This window comes from Candidatus Viadribacter manganicus, from assembly GCF_001679665.1.
In the GTDB taxonomy this organism is placed as follows: domain Bacteria; phylum Pseudomonadota; class Alphaproteobacteria; order Caulobacterales; family Aquidulcibacteraceae; genus Vitreimonas; species Vitreimonas manganica.
Genome location: NZ_CP013244.1, coordinates 2515122 through 2530789, shown reverse-complemented (window position 1 = coordinate 2530789; position 15668 = coordinate 2515122). Strand labels below are relative to the sequence as shown.

The following is a 15668-nucleotide window of genomic DNA, read 5'->3' as shown; positions in this document are numbered from 1 at the left end:
GAAATCGAGGCTGCGCCTCACCCCCCGGAGGTCCGCTGTGGCTGAAGTGAACACGATAGGCTTCGGGGCGCCACTGCGCTGGCTCGCTTTGGGCTGGCAGGATTTCACGAAAACGTTCGCCCCTTCGCTGATCTACGGGACTGCCATCGCTCTGGTGAGCTTCGGCATTTGGCGGGCGCTGATCGAAACCAACCTGGCGTTTTGGGCGCTGACGCTGAGTTGCGGGTTTGTATTCATCGCGCCCATGCTCGCGATGGGCCTCTACGAAGCGGGCCGCCGTCTCGGCAACGGTGAAAAACCCACATTGAAGCAAATGATCTTCGTGCGCGGCGCGCTCCGATCAGATGTCTGCTATCTCGGGCTCGTGCTTGTCCTCATCTATCTGTTTTGGAGTCGGGTGGCGCAGATCGTCTACGGCTTGTCTACCTATCACCTGCACACGACGGTTAAGGAATTCATCGACTTCAGCATCGGCACCGCCGAAGGCCATACAATGCTCATCGCCGGGACGATCACCGGCGGCGCCATGGCCATGTTCACGTTCGCAATCTCCGTCATCTCTACGCCGATGCTTCTGGACGAGAAAGCAAACGTGTTCGAGGCGATATTCACGAGCCTCGCGAGCGTCGCGAAAAACTTCTTTCCTATGCTCTTTTGGGCGGCTCTCATCACCGCGTTGTTGATCGCATGCGCGGCCACATCGTGGCTCGGCCTTGCGATCGTATTTCCTTGGCTAGGCCTTGCCAGCTGGCGCGCCTATCGCGACATCACAGCGCCAAATCAAGTTCGCTAGGCGCGCGCCTCCGCACCAGCGCCAAGGTACCCAAACAAAAACGCCGCCACCTTACGAATCTGAATCTCTTCCGCGCCCTCGGTAATCCGATAGCGGCGGTGATGGCGATAGATATGCTCAAAAGGCTTGTGACGCGAATAGCCTAGACCACCATGCACCTGCATCGCGCGATCCGCCGCTTCGCAACAAAGACGGTTCGCCCAGTAATTGCACATCGAAACTTTATCCGAGAGTTCGAGTTCAATCTGCTTATGCGGCATGCGATCCATCTCCCAGGCCGTCTTTCGGATCAGCAGCCGCAACATCTCAACTTGCGTCGCCAATTCAACAAGCGGCCATTGGATCGCCTGGTTCTCCGCCAACGGCCTGCCGAAAGGCTTACGCTCACGCGCATACTTCACACTCTCATTGATGCAATAAACGGCCGCGCCAAGTGACGACGCCGCTTGGCGAATGCGATTTTGATGCAAGAAGCTCTGCCCGAGTTTCAGCCCTTTGCCGATCTCGCCCCAATACGCCTCTTGCGGCACCCATACATCGGTCAGCGAAAGCCGCGGATGGTCCGTCGGCATATTGAACGTCCAAAGATATTCTTCGATTTTGAGCCCCGGCGCGTCCGCCGGGACGATGAAGGTTGTGATGCCACGCGCATCGCCATCTTTGCCGCTCGTGCGCGCAAAGACGATGACGTGGGTGGCGACATGCATACCCGTCGTCCACATTTTCGCGCCGTTGATCAGCCAACCAGGCGCGCCGTTTCTTTCCCGTGGCGCCGCGCGGGTTTCCATGAACGTCGCGTCGGAGCCATGATTTGGTTCGGTCAAACCGAACGCCGTAGCCATGGTTTGATTGAGCAACTTGGCGCCATCGCGTTCGTATTGTTCGGCCGTGGCGAATTCCTTGAACATCACCACAAACGGGTTGTTGCTGACGATCGAATGTTCGTTTTGAAGGTCATTGTGAAGGCCAAGCCCCTTCGCCGCCAGATGCTCACGAATGACGGCGAGCCAGAGCTGCGAGCCGGCTTTGCCGCCCAACTCCTTCGGCCAAGCAAACCTCAAATGACCGGCAGCATCGGCACGCCGGCGCGCCTCTGCGAGCAGATCTTCCCACGCCTTCTTCGGCACACCACCGCGCTCCCAGTCCGTGCGCTCATACTCCCGCCGGTGGTCGAAATACTTGATATTGTCGCCCTCATTTTCGAGCGGCTTGATCTCACGATCAATGAATGCATCCAGTTCAGCCAGATACGCGACGAGCTCTTTCGGCAGATCAAAGTTCATGCGTCACCTTCTGCTTGTTGAAGCGCTCGTTGATAAGCCGCGTAGCTCGGTTGATCGATCGCCAGCTTTTCCATCGTGACCGCACGCAGATGCGCTGTAACGCCTGGAGACTGACGCGTGAGTTCGCCACTGCGAATGAGCGTGCAAAGGCGCAGGTTGAGCGCTTCAAGCGAAGCGTCTTCCCCAAGAAGCGCCCTCAGTCTGGCCATCTCGCGTGCATCTGACATGAGCTCAAGCTCCAAGGCGCGCTTCACAAGCTGGAGAGCCGCTGTCGCCATTCGCATCTCGAACTTGGCGCGCGCGCCCGTAGGATCGATCGAATTTAACTGATCGATCGCAAGATCAAGTATGACGGCAGGAGCTGGCAGATCTTGCATTCTACGCCTCCAGCAAATTCAGAAGATCGAGCTCGGTTTCGGACGTGCGACGCGCGATCATCGCGCGCTCAAGCCCCACCGCCGCGCCTTCACGCAACGCCACGCCAGACATCGTGCAGATCACCCCCCAACGCAGCGTACCCAACACCTCCCAGAAATGCGCGCTGCGACGATCAAAGCTTGCGCCGCCGGCGCGCTCATAGCCTGCGTAAAGCTCCTCTCGCGCGCCAAACCCACCGACGGGATTGTCTATCTCACCGAAGCGCCATGAGTTCACGCAGATCCAGCCAAGGTCTTCCATCGGATCGCCCGCGTGAGCCAATTCCCAATCGAGCACCGCGCGGACGCCCGTTCTATCGATCAGCAGATTGCCGGTCCGAAAATCGCCATGGACCATGCGAGGTTCTGCGACCTTGGCTGCGTTGTCGCGTAACCATCGCAGCGAGAGCTCGAACACCGGCCGGGGCCGTCCTTCGCTTTGATATTGCCGATCAAGCGCGTCGATAATTTCAAGACTGGAGGACCTCGGCAATTCCGTCGGGAGGGCCAGTTTGTGAATGCGCGCAAGAATTTCGCCACATTGGCGCGCCAATAGCGGCCGCACGTCTGCGTACGCTGGATCGCGTACGATCTTATGTCCGAGCGCCTCGCCAGGCACGTGCTCCATGAAGAATCCCGCGCCGAGATCGTCCTCTGGACGCAACACATAAAGCACGCGCGGGGAAGGCACATCCGCGGCATGTGCAAGCGTGATGAGTTCAGCTTCCAACTCGATCGGGATCGCGAGCGCGCTGCGCACGCGCTGCTCCGGCGTGCGCCGTAACACAACCAGCGCCTCCGTCACGGGAGAGCGCACCCCGATCGACCACAATTCTTGGCTTGCGCCACCCGACAGAAATTTCACCGATGAGATGCCAACGCCGTCCGGCATAAGCCGCGGCGCCAACTTGGTGAGATGCTCAATGCTTGGCGCGGACGCAGCCATGTTGCCTCGTTTCGTGTTCACATCCGCTCGATAATGATCGCGGGCGCCATACCACCCGCCGCGCACATGGTGACCAGGCCGCGCTTCAAATCACGGCGCTCTAGTTCGTCGAGCACAGTCCCAATCAGGATCGAGCCCGTCGCGCCGATGGGATGGCCGAGCGCCATGGCGCCGCCATTGACGTTGACTTTGTCCCGATCGAGTTTGAGATCGCGAATGAACTTCTCGGCGACAACCGCGAACGCTTCGTTGATCTCAAACAGATCGATATCATCGATCGTCAACCCTGCCTTCCGAAGCGCCTTTTGCGCCGCAGGCGCCGGTGCGTTAAGCATGAGCGTCGGACTATCACCGACATTCGCCGTGGCGATGACCCGCGCGCGCGGCTTCATGCCATTCTTCCTCGCATAGTCCGGTGACGCGAGCAGCACCGCTGCTGCGCCATCGACGACGCCCGATGAGTTGCCCGCATGGTGTACGTGCGTGATCTTCAAGTCAGGGTACACTTGCCGGATCAAGGCGCCGTAGGTCGTGCCGCGATCATCAAGCGGAAACTCGGCCAACGCCTCGAAGGCCGGCTTCAGCGCTGCGAGCCCCTCTATTGTCGTCTGCGGACGCGGGAACTCCTCATGATCGAGCGCAAGTGAACCATCTTCATGGTAGACTGGCACAAGGCTCTTCTTGAAATGCCCGCCCTCCAGCGCGGCGCCAGCACGCTTTTGACTCTCAAGCGCGAGCGCATCAAGCGTGGTGCGCGGGATCCCATCCAACGTCGCAATCGCGTCTGCGCAAACGCCCTGGTGCGATTGTGGATGACGCGCGCGCAAACGGAGATTGCCGGTGTCCATCATGAACGGCGTCTTTGGGTCCGCCGTGGACGCCGTATAGCTCATCATCTCCGTGCCGCCCGCGATGACAACCTCTTCCATGCCGGACATGATCTGCGCTGTGGCCAGATTTACGGTGGTGATGCCCGAGCCGCAGAAGCGATCGAGCGTCACGCCGCTCGCGCGGATATCGTAGCCCGCGTCGAGCAACGCCATGCGCGCCAAGTCACCGCCCTGCTTTCCACGTTGTGAAGAGGTCCCCCAAATGACGTCATCCACCTCACCGGTGCGCAGATTGTTGCGTTCAGCAATCGCTTTCAAAACCGTCGCGGCAAGCTGCTGAGGGTGGATCGCCGCCAGTGCGCCTTTTCCCACCTTGCCAATACCTCGGGGCGTGCGGCACGCATCAATGATCCAAGCTTCAGGCACGTTGTTCTCCATTTTGGACGACACGTTACTTGCATAGGATCGAAAAGCGAGCCCTGCACCGCGGCGAAGTGCGCTGAGAATTGATTGCGCGACAGCCTCGAGTTCCTACTCGCCGCACAGCGTTTTTCCGCTGCGTCAACGGTCGCAATCGGTGCCGGTCGCGCTCGATTTGCGCCGGGCACAATCGCTCAGACCTTGATCGCGTTTAAACGAAGAGAATTGGCGATCACCGACACGGAGGAAAGCGCCATCGCCGCGGCCGCGACCATCGGCGAGAGCAACTCGCCCGTCATTGGATAGAGCATGCCTGCCGCAATCGGCACGCCAGCCGCGTTATAAGCAAAGGCAAAAAACAAATTCTGACGAATGTTGTTCATGGTCGCGCGCGAGATCGTGCGAGCACGCACGATGCCGGTGAGATCACCGTGAAGCAGCGTGACGCCGGCGCTTTCGATGGCGACGTCAGTCCCTGATCCCATCGCAACGCCAACATCCGCTGCCGCAAGCGCCGGAGCATCATTTACGCCGTCGCCAGCCATGGCCACGACGCGGCCCTCACGCTTTAGTCGCTCAACGATACGAGATTTGTCTTCTGGAAGCACCTCCGCCTCGACCACATCGATGCCGAGCTTGCGCGCCACCGCATCCGCCGTGGTGCGATTGTCGCCTGTCAGCATAACCAGCCGCAGCCCTTGTGCCTTGAGCGCCGCAAGCGCGTCGGGCGTTGTCGCCTTGATGGGGTCGGCAATGCCAAATACCGCCGCCGCCACGCCATCCACGCTCACAAAGATCGCGGTCGCGCCTTCACGTCTAAGGTGTTCGGCTTTCTCGCCGAGCGCTGAAACATCTACCTTCAGCTCCGCTAAGTACTTCTCGGCGCCGAGCGCTATTTCACGCCCTTCCACGACACCGATCACACCCTTGCCAGTTGGAGAGTCAAAATCGGACGCCTCACCAAGCGCCAATCCGCGCTCCTTCGCTGCGGCGACGATCGCTTGTGCAAGGGGGTGTTCGCTTTGGTTCTCAAGACTTGCAGCAAGGTGCAAGACATCAGCTTCATTGTGATTGGCCGACATCTGAATGGTGATGACGGCAGGTTTGCCCTCGGTCAGCGTGCCTGTCTTGTCGAGGACGAGTGTGTCCACCTTTTCGAATCGTTCGAGCGCCTCAGCGTTCTTGATCAGCACACCGGCGCGCGCACCGCGACCGACGCCGGCCATGATCGACATCGGCGTTGCAAGGCCCAGCGCACACGGACACGCGATGATCAGCACCGAAACGGCGGCGATAAGACCGTAGGAGAACGCCGGCGAGGGTCCAAATAGCCACCACGCGATCAAGGTCACAACGGCGATGCCAATAATTGCCGGCACAAACCAGCTCGAAACCTTGTCGGCCAGCCGCTGAATTGGCGCACGCGAACGCTGCGCGGCCGCGACCATGTGCACAATGCGAGAAAGCATCGTGTCGGCCCCAATGCGATCTGCTTCAATGACCAAGGCGCCAGTGCGATTGAGCGTGCCGCCAATGACCCGCGCGCCAGGCGCCCTTGTTACGGGCATGGATTCGCCAGTGACCATCGATTCATCGATCGTCGAGCGTCCTTCCCGAACGATGGCATCCACCGGAATTTTCTCACCGGGGCGAACACGAAGGCGATCGCCAACGACGATTTGATCAAGCGGCACTTCTGCTTCGGCGCCATTCTTGATGCGGCGAGCCATCTTCGGTGTGAGATCAAGCAGCGCGCGAATAGCGCCGCCAGTTTGCTCGCGCGCCCGCAATTCAAGCACTTGGCCAAGCAGAACCAATACCGTGATGACCGCGGCCGCCTCAAAGTAGACTGCCACCAGGCCATAATGATCGCGAAACTCAGGCGGAAAGAGGCCAGGCGCCAGCAGCGCCACGGCACTATATGTCCACGCCACTCCGGCACCCAACGCGATCAGCGTAAACATGTTGAGATTGCGGGTCTTCAGCGATTGATAAAAGCGCTCAAAGAACGGAAAGCCCGCCCAGACAACGACCGGTGTCGCCAACACAAATTGAAGCCACGGATTCCAACTTGGCGGCACGAGCCGATCGATGCCAAGCAAATGCCGCCCCATTTCCAGCACAAGCACCGGTAGCGCGAGCGCAGCGCCGATCCAAAAGCGCTTGGTCATATCGGCCAATTCCGGATTTGGACCGCTATCGGCGCTCGGCGTCATCGGCTCCAACGCCATGCCGCAGACGGGACAAGATCCTGGACCGTCGCGCACGATCTCGGGGTGCATCGGACACGTCCAGTTCACACCCTTGGGCGCATCGACCGGCGCCGTCACATGATGATGCCCATGACCGGCGCCATGACCGTCACCCGGCTTATGCGCCGAACAGCGCGAACTCACCGGCGCCGCCTTCACATATTTCTGCGGCGCCGCCGCAAACTTCGCTTTGCAATGAGCACTGCAAAACAACACCTCGGCGCCATCGTGCGTAAGACGATGCGGCGTATCGGCGCCAACCTCCATGCCACAGACGGGGTCTCGAAATTTCTGGCCGCCCACCGCAGAATCGTTGGTTTGGTGCTCGTGCATTTTACTGTTCCAAGGTGTTGGGTTCTTCGCTTGAAACTCAGCGTGCACCTTCCCACAATGGGAAGGTCAACAGAGAAAATTGAACGCCCCTCATGAACATAGGTCAGGCCTCAGAGAAGTCCGGCGTTACGGCCAAAATGATCCGCTATTATGAGGGCGTCGGCCTGCTGGCTTCCGCCGCGCGCCGAGCAAACGGGTATCGCGACTATGGCGACGCTGACGTGGCCGTGCTGCAGTTCGTCAGGCGCACGCGCGACCTCGGCTTTTCGCTGGAAGAGGTTTCAGCCCTGCTGGCGCTTTGGAGCGACAAGAAGAGACCTTCGCGAGAAGTGAAGAAACTCGCCGAAGCGCACGTCGCCGATCTTGAACACCGCATTCGCGAAATGCGTTCGATCATAAAGACACTGCGCGGCTTGGCGCAAAATTGTCACGGCGACGAACGCTCCGACTGCCCGATCTTGGACGATCTGGCCAAGCCCAGGAAGCTTGGCCCTGCCCGGCGCAAGCGCGCCTAGTGCGCGTGCGGCGCGGCGGGTGTCTCGCTGGGCGAATGGTGCGCGCGCATCTCGGCGCAATGCTGCATCATCTGCTCGTGGGTCATGCCGCCATGCTGGGCCGGATCGTGCTCGGCCGGATTATGACCGCCCTGCGCCTGATGCTGCTCCATCATCTGGCAGTGTCGCATCATCTCTTCATGGCTCATGCTTCCACGCTCCATGCCATGCCCCATGCCGTGAGCCGTGGCGCACCCGCCCAAGGCTGCGGCTGACAAAAGCGCTAACGCAATCATTCCAGAACGCATTCGAGATCCTCCTGCCAGCCTGCGCAATCCAGCGCCGCGCCTACCCAAGATACGCATCTGCGTCAAAAACCCCTCGCTCACGTTCATGGCCTTGAGGGAAATCAAACCAGCGTGCGTAATCAATGCTGCGAGGCGCAGTCTCGAGGAGCCCATGTCCAATCTTGATAACCTGCTCGCCGCGTGGTCCGGGCGCACCCTCCCAGGCGAACTCAATCAATTGGAGGCGCACGTCTGGGCCCGGCTCAGCGCGCGGGATCGCACATCCCTATCTGGCCTATCTGGCCTATCTGGCCTATCTGGCGTCCTCGGTTTTCGCGCCGCCCTAGTGGCTTCCGTACTCGCTATCGGGATCGTCGCCGGAGGCGCCGCGAGCGCCACTCAAAAGCCTGAAGTCTCCCCCTTCGCGATGCACTCGGCCTACGCGCCGTCAACACTTCTCGAAGGTGGTCCGTGAATCTCTCTTGGCGTGGGCTCGCGATCACCGCAGCCGTTGCATTCGCTGCCGGCGTTGGCGGCGTATGGGTCGGGATGACCGGTATGCACGCGCTGCACCACGCACGCCCTGGCCTACACGACGTCGTTCACGAGCGCCTTGATCTCACCCAAGAGCAAATCGAGCGCATTGAAATCATTGAATCCGAGTTCGCAACACGCCGCCGCGCCCAGGAAGCAGAAATGCAAGCCGCGAACGCGGAGCTTGCCGCCGCAATCCGCGAAGAGCACGGTTACGGACCCCGTGTGACGGCGGCCGTCGCGCGCTTCCATCACGCCATGGGTGAGCTTCAGTCCGAAACGATCCGCCATGTCTTCGCGATGCGCGAGGTGCTGACGGCTGAGCAGCAGGCGATATTCGACACCACCGTCGTCGACGCGCTTACCGCAGAACAACAATGACAACCCCCGACGAGCGCGACGACGCAGCGCTCGTGGCGGCCGTCCTGGCCGGCGATGAACGGGCGTTCGGGCAATTGATGCGGAAACACAAAGATAGCCTCTATCGCTTCATTCGTGGCTACACCGGCGATGCTGGTGAAGCCTACGATCTCGTGCAGGAGGCTTTCGTCGCCGCTTGGCACGCGCTCTCGCGCTTCGATCAACGCCGATCCTTCGGCGTCTGGCTAAAGCGCATTGCCATCAACAAGTGCCGCGATTGGCGCCGCAGACGGGCCGTGCGCCAATTCTTCTATAGTGCCGAAGACATTCACCAGCCCGGCTTTGATGTGGCGGCGATCGAACAGGCGCCGACCGATCAAGACGAAGATCTAGCGCGCCTCGACACGGCCATCGCCGCCTTGCCGCCGAATCTCAAAGAGCCGCTGCTCCTCTCGCTGACCGAGAATCTGTCTCATCGCGCCATCGGCGAAACCCTCGGGATTACCGCCAAGGCCGTAGAAGTGCGCATCTACCGGGCCAAGCTCGCCATCAGCCAGGCGCTTGAGAGCAAATAACCTGTTGACCTTCCTATCGTAGGATAGGTGCACACCCTGCGGCGACCGTGCTTCTTCACCATGAGGGAAACGCGGCCGCCGCGCGTATTTCTCACACAGTCTGGAAACTGAGCCCAACCTCGCATGCGTCCTCTTCCCTTCATCGGATTTCTGGCGGTCTTCGCGGCGGCAACGCCCGCCCTAGCCCGCGAATACGATCTCGTCATCGACGACGCGCGCATCGAAATCGCCGGACGCGTCACCGACGGCATGATGATAAACGGTCAACTGCCGGGACCAACTCTGCGCTTCACCGAAGGCTTAGAGGCTGTGATCCACGTTCGCAATGATAGCGACGCGCCAACCTCGCTGCATTGGCACGGGCTCTTCGTGCCCGCAGAAATGGACGGTTCTCCGGGCTTCTCCGGCTTCCAAGCCATCCAGCCTGGTCGCTCTTTCACCTATCACTTCACCATCCGTCAGCACGGCACGTACTGGTACCATTCACACTCGGGAGGCCAGGAGCAAATGGGACTCTACGCGCCGCTCATCATCGAGCCAGCGACTGCCGAGACCAACCCACCCGATCGCGACTACGTTGTCCTCCTCTCGGACTTCACCAGCGAACATCCCGATCGCATCTTGAACAACCTCAAGGTGGATTCTGGCTATTACAACAACTATCACCGCACGATCGGCGACTTCTTCCGCGACGCACGAACCTTCGGCTTTGGCGCAGCACTTCAAGATCGTCTGGCGTGGGGCCAAATGCGGATGGACCCCACCGACATTGCGGATGTGACCAACTACACGTTCCTGCTCAACGGCCATCCAGCTACAGACAACACATCCTTTCTCTTCCGCCCAAATGAACGCGTGCGCCTGCGCCTCATCAATGGCTCGGCGATGACGTATTTCGACTTCCGCATTCCTGGGCTGAAACTCACCGTTGTTGCCGCCGATGGCCGCGACGTCGAACCCGTAGAAGTCGATGAGCTTCGCATCGCGGTCGCCGAAACCTACGATATCATTGTCGAACCGCGCGAGGACGCTGCATACACCATCTTCGCTGAATCGATGGATCGCAGCGGCTATGCACGCGGCACTCTGGCGCCGCGTCTCGGCATGGAGGCCGCAATCCCGAAGATGCGGCCGCGCGCCATTTTGACCATGGCCGATATGGGCATGTCGCATGGCGATGCGTCCGCCGATATGCCGATGGATCATAGCCGAATGGACCACGGTGCGGATCACGGCGCCATGGATCATAGCCAGATGGGCCAAATGGATCACAGCGCTATGGGCCAAAGCGCCGATAGCCATCAAGGTCACGACATCAGTTCCGGTCTCGGCGCCAATGGCGGTGTCGATGGATCGGGCCGGCCTTATGGGTGGGGCTCGGAGTTTCCGGCAGATGCGCGCGTGCTTACATACGCCGATCTCGCCTCAGCAACGCCGCAACGAGATACGCGCCCCGCAGAGCGCGAAATCATTGTTCGTCTCGGCGGCAACATGGAGCGTTACAACTGGACAATTAACGGCCAAAGCATGGAAGATGCCCCGCCGATCAACCTCGCCTTCGGCGAGCGCGCGCGTCTCACCTTCATCAATGAGACGATGATGGCGCACCCGATGCACCTACACGGCATGTTTGTTCAACTTGAGAATGGCATGCCAACTGAGCGGCTGCCCGACAAACACATCGTCTCGGTCGCCCCCGGTCAAACCTACTCGGTGCTGCTCACCGCCGATCAGCCAGGCGAATGGGCGTTCCACTGCCATCTTCTCTATCACATGAACGCCGGCATGATGAGCCGTGTCGTCGTCGCACGCAGCGATGGCCAACCCGCCGCATACGACAACGCCAATGCGCATGGAGGCCACCAATGAAGCCTCTCATTCTAGCGCTAGGCTTATCGCTTGCAGGCGCGAACGCAGCGCAGGCGATGGATGAGCAAACATTCCATATGGTGCGCGGCGAAGTGGACGGCGCTGAGATCGACGGCGCTGACATTTTCACATGGGCCGGCGAAGCCTGGATCGGCGGCGACACCAATCGGATTTGGTTCAAAACCGAAGGCGAGATCGAAGACGGCGATGTACACGGCGCTGAAGTGCAAGCACTCTGGAGCCGCAACATCTCCGATTTCTGGGATCTGCAGGCCGGCGTGCGCGTCGATCTTCAACCCGACACCACGACTTACTTGGCAATAGGCATTCAGGGCCTTGCACCTTATCGGTTCGACACCGAGGCCACAGCGTTCCTAAGCGAGGAAGGCGATCTTAGCGCCCGCCTCCACCAAGCTTTCGACCTCCACCTCACACAGCGCCTCATCGCTGAGCCGCACGTCGAACTCAACGCCTATGCGCAGGACATTCCCAAGCGCGACATCGGCGCAGGTCTCTCGGATGCGCAACTGGGCCTCCAAGTCCGCTATGAAATCACGCGCAAGTTCGCACCCTATCTGGATTTCGTCTGGGAAAGCGCACTCGGCGAGACAGCGTCCATCGCCCGCTCGAATGGCGAGGATGTCCGCAGCCAATCCGTGCGCGCCGGCATCCGCTTTTGGTTCTGAAGGAGATGAGAATGAAACGTATCTTGTTTGCGCTCGCCATGGTCGCGGCGCCGATGCCGGCCTTTGCCGATCACACGCACGAGCACGGCCAAGATCAGCACGCGGACCATAACGCCGCCAGCTCGCAAATGCTTGCGGCCTCAACACCAAGCGACGGCGCCACGCTCGCTGTCGCGCCGCGCACCATGGCGCTCACCTTTGCGCATCCGGTCATGCTGCAAACCGTCGCCATAACGGGCCCTAACAATACGCCAGTCAACGCGAGCTTTCGCCGCCCGAGCGCGCCCACCGGCGCCTATTCTGTCGCCCTGCCGGCGCTCGCCGCCGGCGCCTACGAAGCACGCTGGACTGCGAGCGGCGCCGGCCACTCGATGAACGGCGTCATTCGGTTCACCGTTCAATAAATCGCACGCCCGGGGGAAGAGCGATGAAGTTAGCGCGCGTTGCGTCCTTTGTGCACAAGTGGCTCGCACTACTTGTGGGCATTCAAATTGTGTTCTGGGTCGTCAGCGGGCTTTTCTTCACGCTCTTTCCCATCGAGCAGATCCGAAGCGAGAACCTCATCCGGCCGGCGCAAGCAGAGGTTATCGATACCGCGACGCTGGCCTCCCTCGTCTCGCTGCGCGGCCCGCAAGACGCGTTGCCGACAAAGCTCACCATCGAGCGACGCGCCAGCGGGCAAGTTATTGTCGCTGAATTCGCCGAAGCGCCGCCGGCGCTCTACGACGCCGCCACCCTGGCGCGTCTTTCGCCTCTCAGCGCGGCTGAGGCGAGCGCTATCGCGCGCACGCACGTCACCCTCAGCTCAGCGCCCACGAGCACAACGCTCGTCAATGAGGAAACGTCCGAATATCGCGGCGCCTTGCCGGCGTGGCGCGTCCAGTTTCCTGAAGGCGGCCTTTCAGTCTACGTCGCGCAAAATACTGGCGCGGTCACAGCGCGCCGCTCCGATTTATGGCGCATCTACGATACGCTTTGGGCTCTCCACATCATGGATTGGCAAAACCACGAAGACTTCAACCACCCGCTCATCATCATCGTCACTCTGATCACGCTCCTTTCCGTGATCACCGGCATCGTGCTTCTCCCCTATCGCATTCGTTTCCGGTCAGGTCTCAAACGTCCTTAGAAGGCGCTGAACGCGTCTTATCGGCGCGCCAAGTCCTATTCGCCCCTTGATGCTCACAACGCCAAGTCCGATCTGGCTGAAGCATGGGCGCGTCTGGACAATGACATGGGACACAAAATCACTATCGGGGAAGCGCGCTCGGGCGGCGCTGATGGACTTATTGTGAATTGCATCGCTGCGCCGACCCGCATCGGTGGGTGTCGCCACTCGAGCACGCTCACAATGATGCTAGCGATCGCGCTTTGGGGCGAAGATCGTCGGTTGGATGATTTGCGCCTGCGCTGTTCTTGTTGTGGCTCACGCAGGATCGAAATCCGACCCGACTATGACAACAGACCGGGGCGCGGGACCTGAACAACCCCTGATCTCCGCACGGTTCCGACAACTGGGCTAATTGCCGCCCTCGGCGACCCCCCGCCTCGCGTAGAATGTCGGCGACGCGACGCCCATCGATCGTGCACACAGCCAGAACACGATCATAAGTGATCATCGCGCGTCCATTGCGACCAGTTGAACTACGACACCGCATCTGGCGACCAAGTAAAACGCGCTCAGCGATTGGAGGACTGGAATAGCGGCGCGTATCTCAGCGATCGTTCAAGCGAATACACATGTACTCGCGCCTACAGCTCGATCCAATAACGGCCATTGGCTTAGATGCGCCGCAGAACGAACATTCGCGTCCGCTGTACGACGGGCAAGAAATCGCCGGCGGGAACAATTCTGCACTTCCTACACGCCACGATTCAGTCCGGCGTTAAGTCTTCCTCGGTTTCGCCAGCGCGGAGTGTTTCCAGTTGCAGCTCCAACAATTTCTGGAGCGTAGTTTGTGTTTCAGCGTCCATTGACGTCGCAAGCTGCAAGCGCATGCGCACGATATTCGTCCGGGCGACAAAGGCATCCATTGGAGTCATGAAAAACCTATAAACCTGCGATTGCGCGCTCAAGCAATCCGCGAACCGGCTCGGCCACGGCAGCAAGTGCGGGGTTTTCCACGGCCTGCATCGAAGCGACCGGATCGACAGCGGCGACTTCAATGCTTCCTGGGCCGGCTTCCCGCACGATCACGTTGCACGGCAACATGGTTCCAATCTTTGACTCAATCGCAAGCGCGCGATGAGCGTATTGCGGATTGCAGGCGCCGAGAATGACATAGGGCGACATATCCACGCCGAGCTTGGCCTTCAGAGTTGACGCAACATCAATTTCGCTAAGGACGCCAAATCCATGCGCTGCGAGAACCTCTTTGGTCCGCGCGACCGCATCTTCAAACGTAGCCGCTAGCATCTTCGAGAAATAGTAGCTCATGCTCTTTGCTTCTTATCTACCCTGCTCGCTCGCACTTAAGCGTCCGACGGCGAGTCGTTGCGGCGCGACCTATTTGATCTTCGTAAGCCGCAAATAGGGTCTCACCGTTTCCCAGCCTTGAGGAAAGAGACCCTTGGCCTCGGCGTCTGGGATGGACGGCGGAATGATCACCTTGTCGCCAGGGTTCCAGTCGGCCGGCGTGGCGATCCGGTTCGCGTCAGCAAACTGCAGCGCGTCAATCACGCGCAGTATCTCATCGAAATTGCGACCGACATTCATCGGATAGGTCATCGTAAGGCGTATCTTCTTCTTAGGATCGATGATGAACACTGAACGCACCGCCTCGGTCGAGCTCTGTTCAGGATGGATCATGTCGTAGGCTTTGGCGATTTTCAGATCGGGGTCGGCGATGATCGGAAATTGCAGGTCTGTGTGCTGGGTCTCGTTGACGTCCGATATCCACTTCAGATGCTCCTCGACGCTGTCCGTCGACAGGCCGAGCGGCTTCACATTTCGCGTTTCGAATTGTGCCGCGAGCTGCGCGGTGCGGCCCATCTCGGTGGTGCACACAGGCGTGAAATCGGCCGGGTGACTGAAGAAGAAGACCCAGCTCTCGCCCGCCCACGCATGCAGACTGATCTCGCCCTTGGTGGTGGCGACCGTGAAATCGGGCGCGACGTCGCCGATATGAAGTGACACTGCCAATTCCGTTCTCTCAACCGGCCGCCAGCGCGGCCGGGCACGAGATTTTGTTGCACGCGCACACATTTACATCTGTACCCAATCGCACACTTGCCGCATCGCGCTCAGAGCAAGGCGACCGACTGACTAGGGCCAAATCAGCGATGGTTTGACTTAGCGAATTGAATGACCCCGCCAGTACCGGAGCCGATCGTCGATGCGTTTCTGTCGGTCGGTCGCTCTCATCCAAAAGTGACATGAGACTCTAATCTATTGCTTTCGCATTCCGCAGGTGTTGAGGCGGAGCAACGCGTACGCGGGACAAAATCCGATCATGCCCGTAAGCAACGGTATAAGGCCGAACCAAGCCCAAGGTGTCTTCGGCCCGATGAACACGAGCAACAATATCGCCAGTCCGACAATCACACGTATCGCGCGGTCGACGGCGCCCTCATTGATTTGCATGTCGCGT

19 protein-coding genes are annotated in these 15668 nt (G+C 59.9%); 9 read left to right on the top strand and 10 right to left on the bottom strand.

Annotated elements, in window-relative coordinates; genetic code table 11:
* Positions 1 to 37 precede the first annotated feature (37 nt).
* Positions 38 to 793, top strand: a complete 756-nt coding sequence (locus ATE48_RS12965) for a DUF2189 domain-containing protein (protein WP_156767762.1) — start codon at positions 38 to 40, stop codon at positions 791 to 793.
* On the opposite strand, the gene ATE48_RS12960 is transcribed toward ATE48_RS12965, so the two are convergent.
* The 5 genes from ATE48_RS12960 to ATE48_RS12940 all read right to left on the bottom strand — a co-directional run bounded on the left by ATE48_RS12960 (position 790) and on the right by ATE48_RS12940 (position 7273).
* Positions 790 to 2076: an acyl-CoA dehydrogenase family protein gene (locus ATE48_RS12960; RefSeq protein WP_066772158.1), complete on the bottom strand. Its 1287-nt coding sequence runs from the start codon at positions 2074 to 2076 to the stop codon at positions 790 to 792. The genes ATE48_RS12965 and ATE48_RS12960 overlap by 4 nt on opposite strands.
* Positions 2073 to 2453: a DUF6285 domain-containing protein gene (locus tag ATE48_RS12955; protein ID WP_066772156.1), complete on the bottom strand. Its 381-nt coding sequence runs from the start codon at positions 2451 to 2453 to the stop codon at positions 2073 to 2075. Before ATE48_RS12955 ends, ATE48_RS12960 begins: the two co-directional genes overlap by 4 nt.
* Before the next feature lies 1 nt (position 2454).
* Positions 2455 to 3438, bottom strand: coding sequence for a phosphotransferase family protein (locus tag ATE48_RS12950; protein WP_228126613.1), 984 nt, complete (start codon positions 3436 to 3438; stop codon positions 2455 to 2457).
* Positions 3439 to 3455: 17 nt separating this feature from the next.
* Positions 3456 to 4694 carry an acetyl-CoA C-acetyltransferase gene (locus ATE48_RS12945; RefSeq protein WP_066775055.1) on the bottom strand — a complete coding sequence of 413 codons (1239 nt, stop codon included), beginning with the start codon at positions 4692 to 4694 and terminating at the stop codon, positions 3456 to 3458.
* 188 nt (positions 4695 to 4882) lie between these two features.
* Complete coding sequence (locus ATE48_RS12940) at positions 4883 to 7273, bottom strand: heavy metal translocating P-type ATPase (protein ID WP_066772154.1); 2391 nt, start codon at positions 7271 to 7273, stop codon at positions 4883 to 4885.
* Between the two features lie 92 nt (positions 7274 to 7365).
* Here ATE48_RS12940 and cueR point away from each other — a divergent pair, with 92 nt between their 5' ends.
* Entirely contained in the window at positions 7366 to 7788 is a 423-nt protein-coding gene (gene cueR, locus ATE48_RS12935) for a Cu(I)-responsive transcriptional regulator (protein WP_066772153.1), read from the top strand.
* On the opposite strand, the gene ATE48_RS12930 is transcribed toward cueR, so the two are convergent.
* Positions 7785 to 8075: a hypothetical protein gene (locus tag ATE48_RS12930; RefSeq protein WP_156767761.1), complete on the bottom strand. Its 291-nt coding sequence runs from the start codon at positions 8073 to 8075 to the stop codon at positions 7785 to 7787. The genes cueR and ATE48_RS12930 overlap by 4 nt on opposite strands.
* 151 nt (positions 8076 to 8226) lie before the next feature.
* On the opposite strand from ATE48_RS12930, the gene ATE48_RS12925 reads away from it, so the two are divergent.
* The 7 genes from ATE48_RS12925 to ATE48_RS12895 all read left to right on the top strand — a co-directional run bounded on the left by ATE48_RS12925 (position 8227) and on the right by ATE48_RS12895 (position 13207).
* Entirely contained in the window at positions 8227 to 8529 is a 303-nt protein-coding gene (locus tag ATE48_RS12925; RefSeq protein WP_156767760.1) for a hypothetical protein, read from the top strand.
* Entirely contained in the window at positions 8526 to 8969 is a 444-nt protein-coding gene (locus tag ATE48_RS12920) for a periplasmic heavy metal sensor (protein WP_083197338.1), read from the top strand. The genes ATE48_RS12925 and ATE48_RS12920 overlap by 4 nt, the downstream gene beginning before the upstream one ends.
* Positions 8966 to 9523: an RNA polymerase sigma factor gene (locus tag ATE48_RS12915; protein WP_066772146.1), complete on the top strand. Its 558-nt coding sequence runs from the start codon at positions 8966 to 8968 to the stop codon at positions 9521 to 9523. The genes ATE48_RS12920 and ATE48_RS12915 overlap by 4 nt, the downstream gene beginning before the upstream one ends.
* Positions 9524 to 9646: 123 nt before the next feature.
* Positions 9647 to 11392, top strand: a complete 1746-nt coding sequence (locus ATE48_RS12910; RefSeq protein WP_156767759.1) for a copper resistance system multicopper oxidase — start codon at positions 9647 to 9649, stop codon at positions 11390 to 11392.
* Positions 11389 to 12078 carry a copper resistance protein B gene (locus tag ATE48_RS12905; protein ID WP_066772144.1) on the top strand — a complete coding sequence of 230 codons (690 nt, stop codon included), beginning with the start codon at positions 11389 to 11391 and terminating at the stop codon, positions 12076 to 12078. The genes ATE48_RS12910 and ATE48_RS12905 overlap by 4 nt, the downstream gene beginning before the upstream one ends.
* A gap of 11 nt (positions 12079 to 12089) precedes the next feature.
* A complete protein-coding gene (locus ATE48_RS12900) occupies positions 12090 to 12482 on the top strand; it encodes a copper resistance CopC family protein (RefSeq protein WP_228126612.1) in 393 nt (130 codons plus the stop codon).
* 23 nt (positions 12483 to 12505) lie between these two features.
* The gene (locus ATE48_RS12895) at positions 12506 to 13207 is read left to right on the top strand and encodes a PepSY domain-containing protein (protein ID WP_066772142.1); all 702 of its coding nucleotides are present in this window, start codon (positions 12506 to 12508) and stop codon (positions 13205 to 13207) included.
* 746 nt (positions 13208 to 13953) lie between these two features.
* Here the strand turns inward: ATE48_RS12895 and ATE48_RS19795 are convergent.
* The 4 genes from ATE48_RS19795 to ATE48_RS12875 form a co-directional block, all read right to left on the bottom strand.
* The gene (locus tag ATE48_RS19795) at positions 13954 to 14121 is read right to left on the bottom strand and encodes a hypothetical protein (protein ID WP_156767758.1); all 168 of its coding nucleotides are present in this window, start codon (positions 14119 to 14121) and stop codon (positions 13954 to 13956) included.
* 7 nt (positions 14122 to 14128) lie between these two features.
* Complete coding sequence (locus ATE48_RS12885) at positions 14129 to 14515, bottom strand: DUF302 domain-containing protein (protein WP_066772137.1); 387 nt, start codon at positions 14513 to 14515, stop codon at positions 14129 to 14131.
* 69 nt (positions 14516 to 14584) lie between these two features.
* Positions 14585 to 15214 carry a peroxiredoxin gene (locus ATE48_RS12880; protein WP_066772135.1) on the bottom strand — a complete coding sequence of 210 codons (630 nt, stop codon included), beginning with the start codon at positions 15212 to 15214 and terminating at the stop codon, positions 14585 to 14587.
* Between the two features lie 252 nt (positions 15215 to 15466).
* Positions 15467 to 15661, bottom strand: a complete 195-nt coding sequence (locus ATE48_RS12875) for a YgaP family membrane protein (RefSeq protein ID WP_066772133.1) — start codon at positions 15659 to 15661, stop codon at positions 15467 to 15469.
* Positions 15662 to 15668 lie beyond the last annotated feature (7 nt).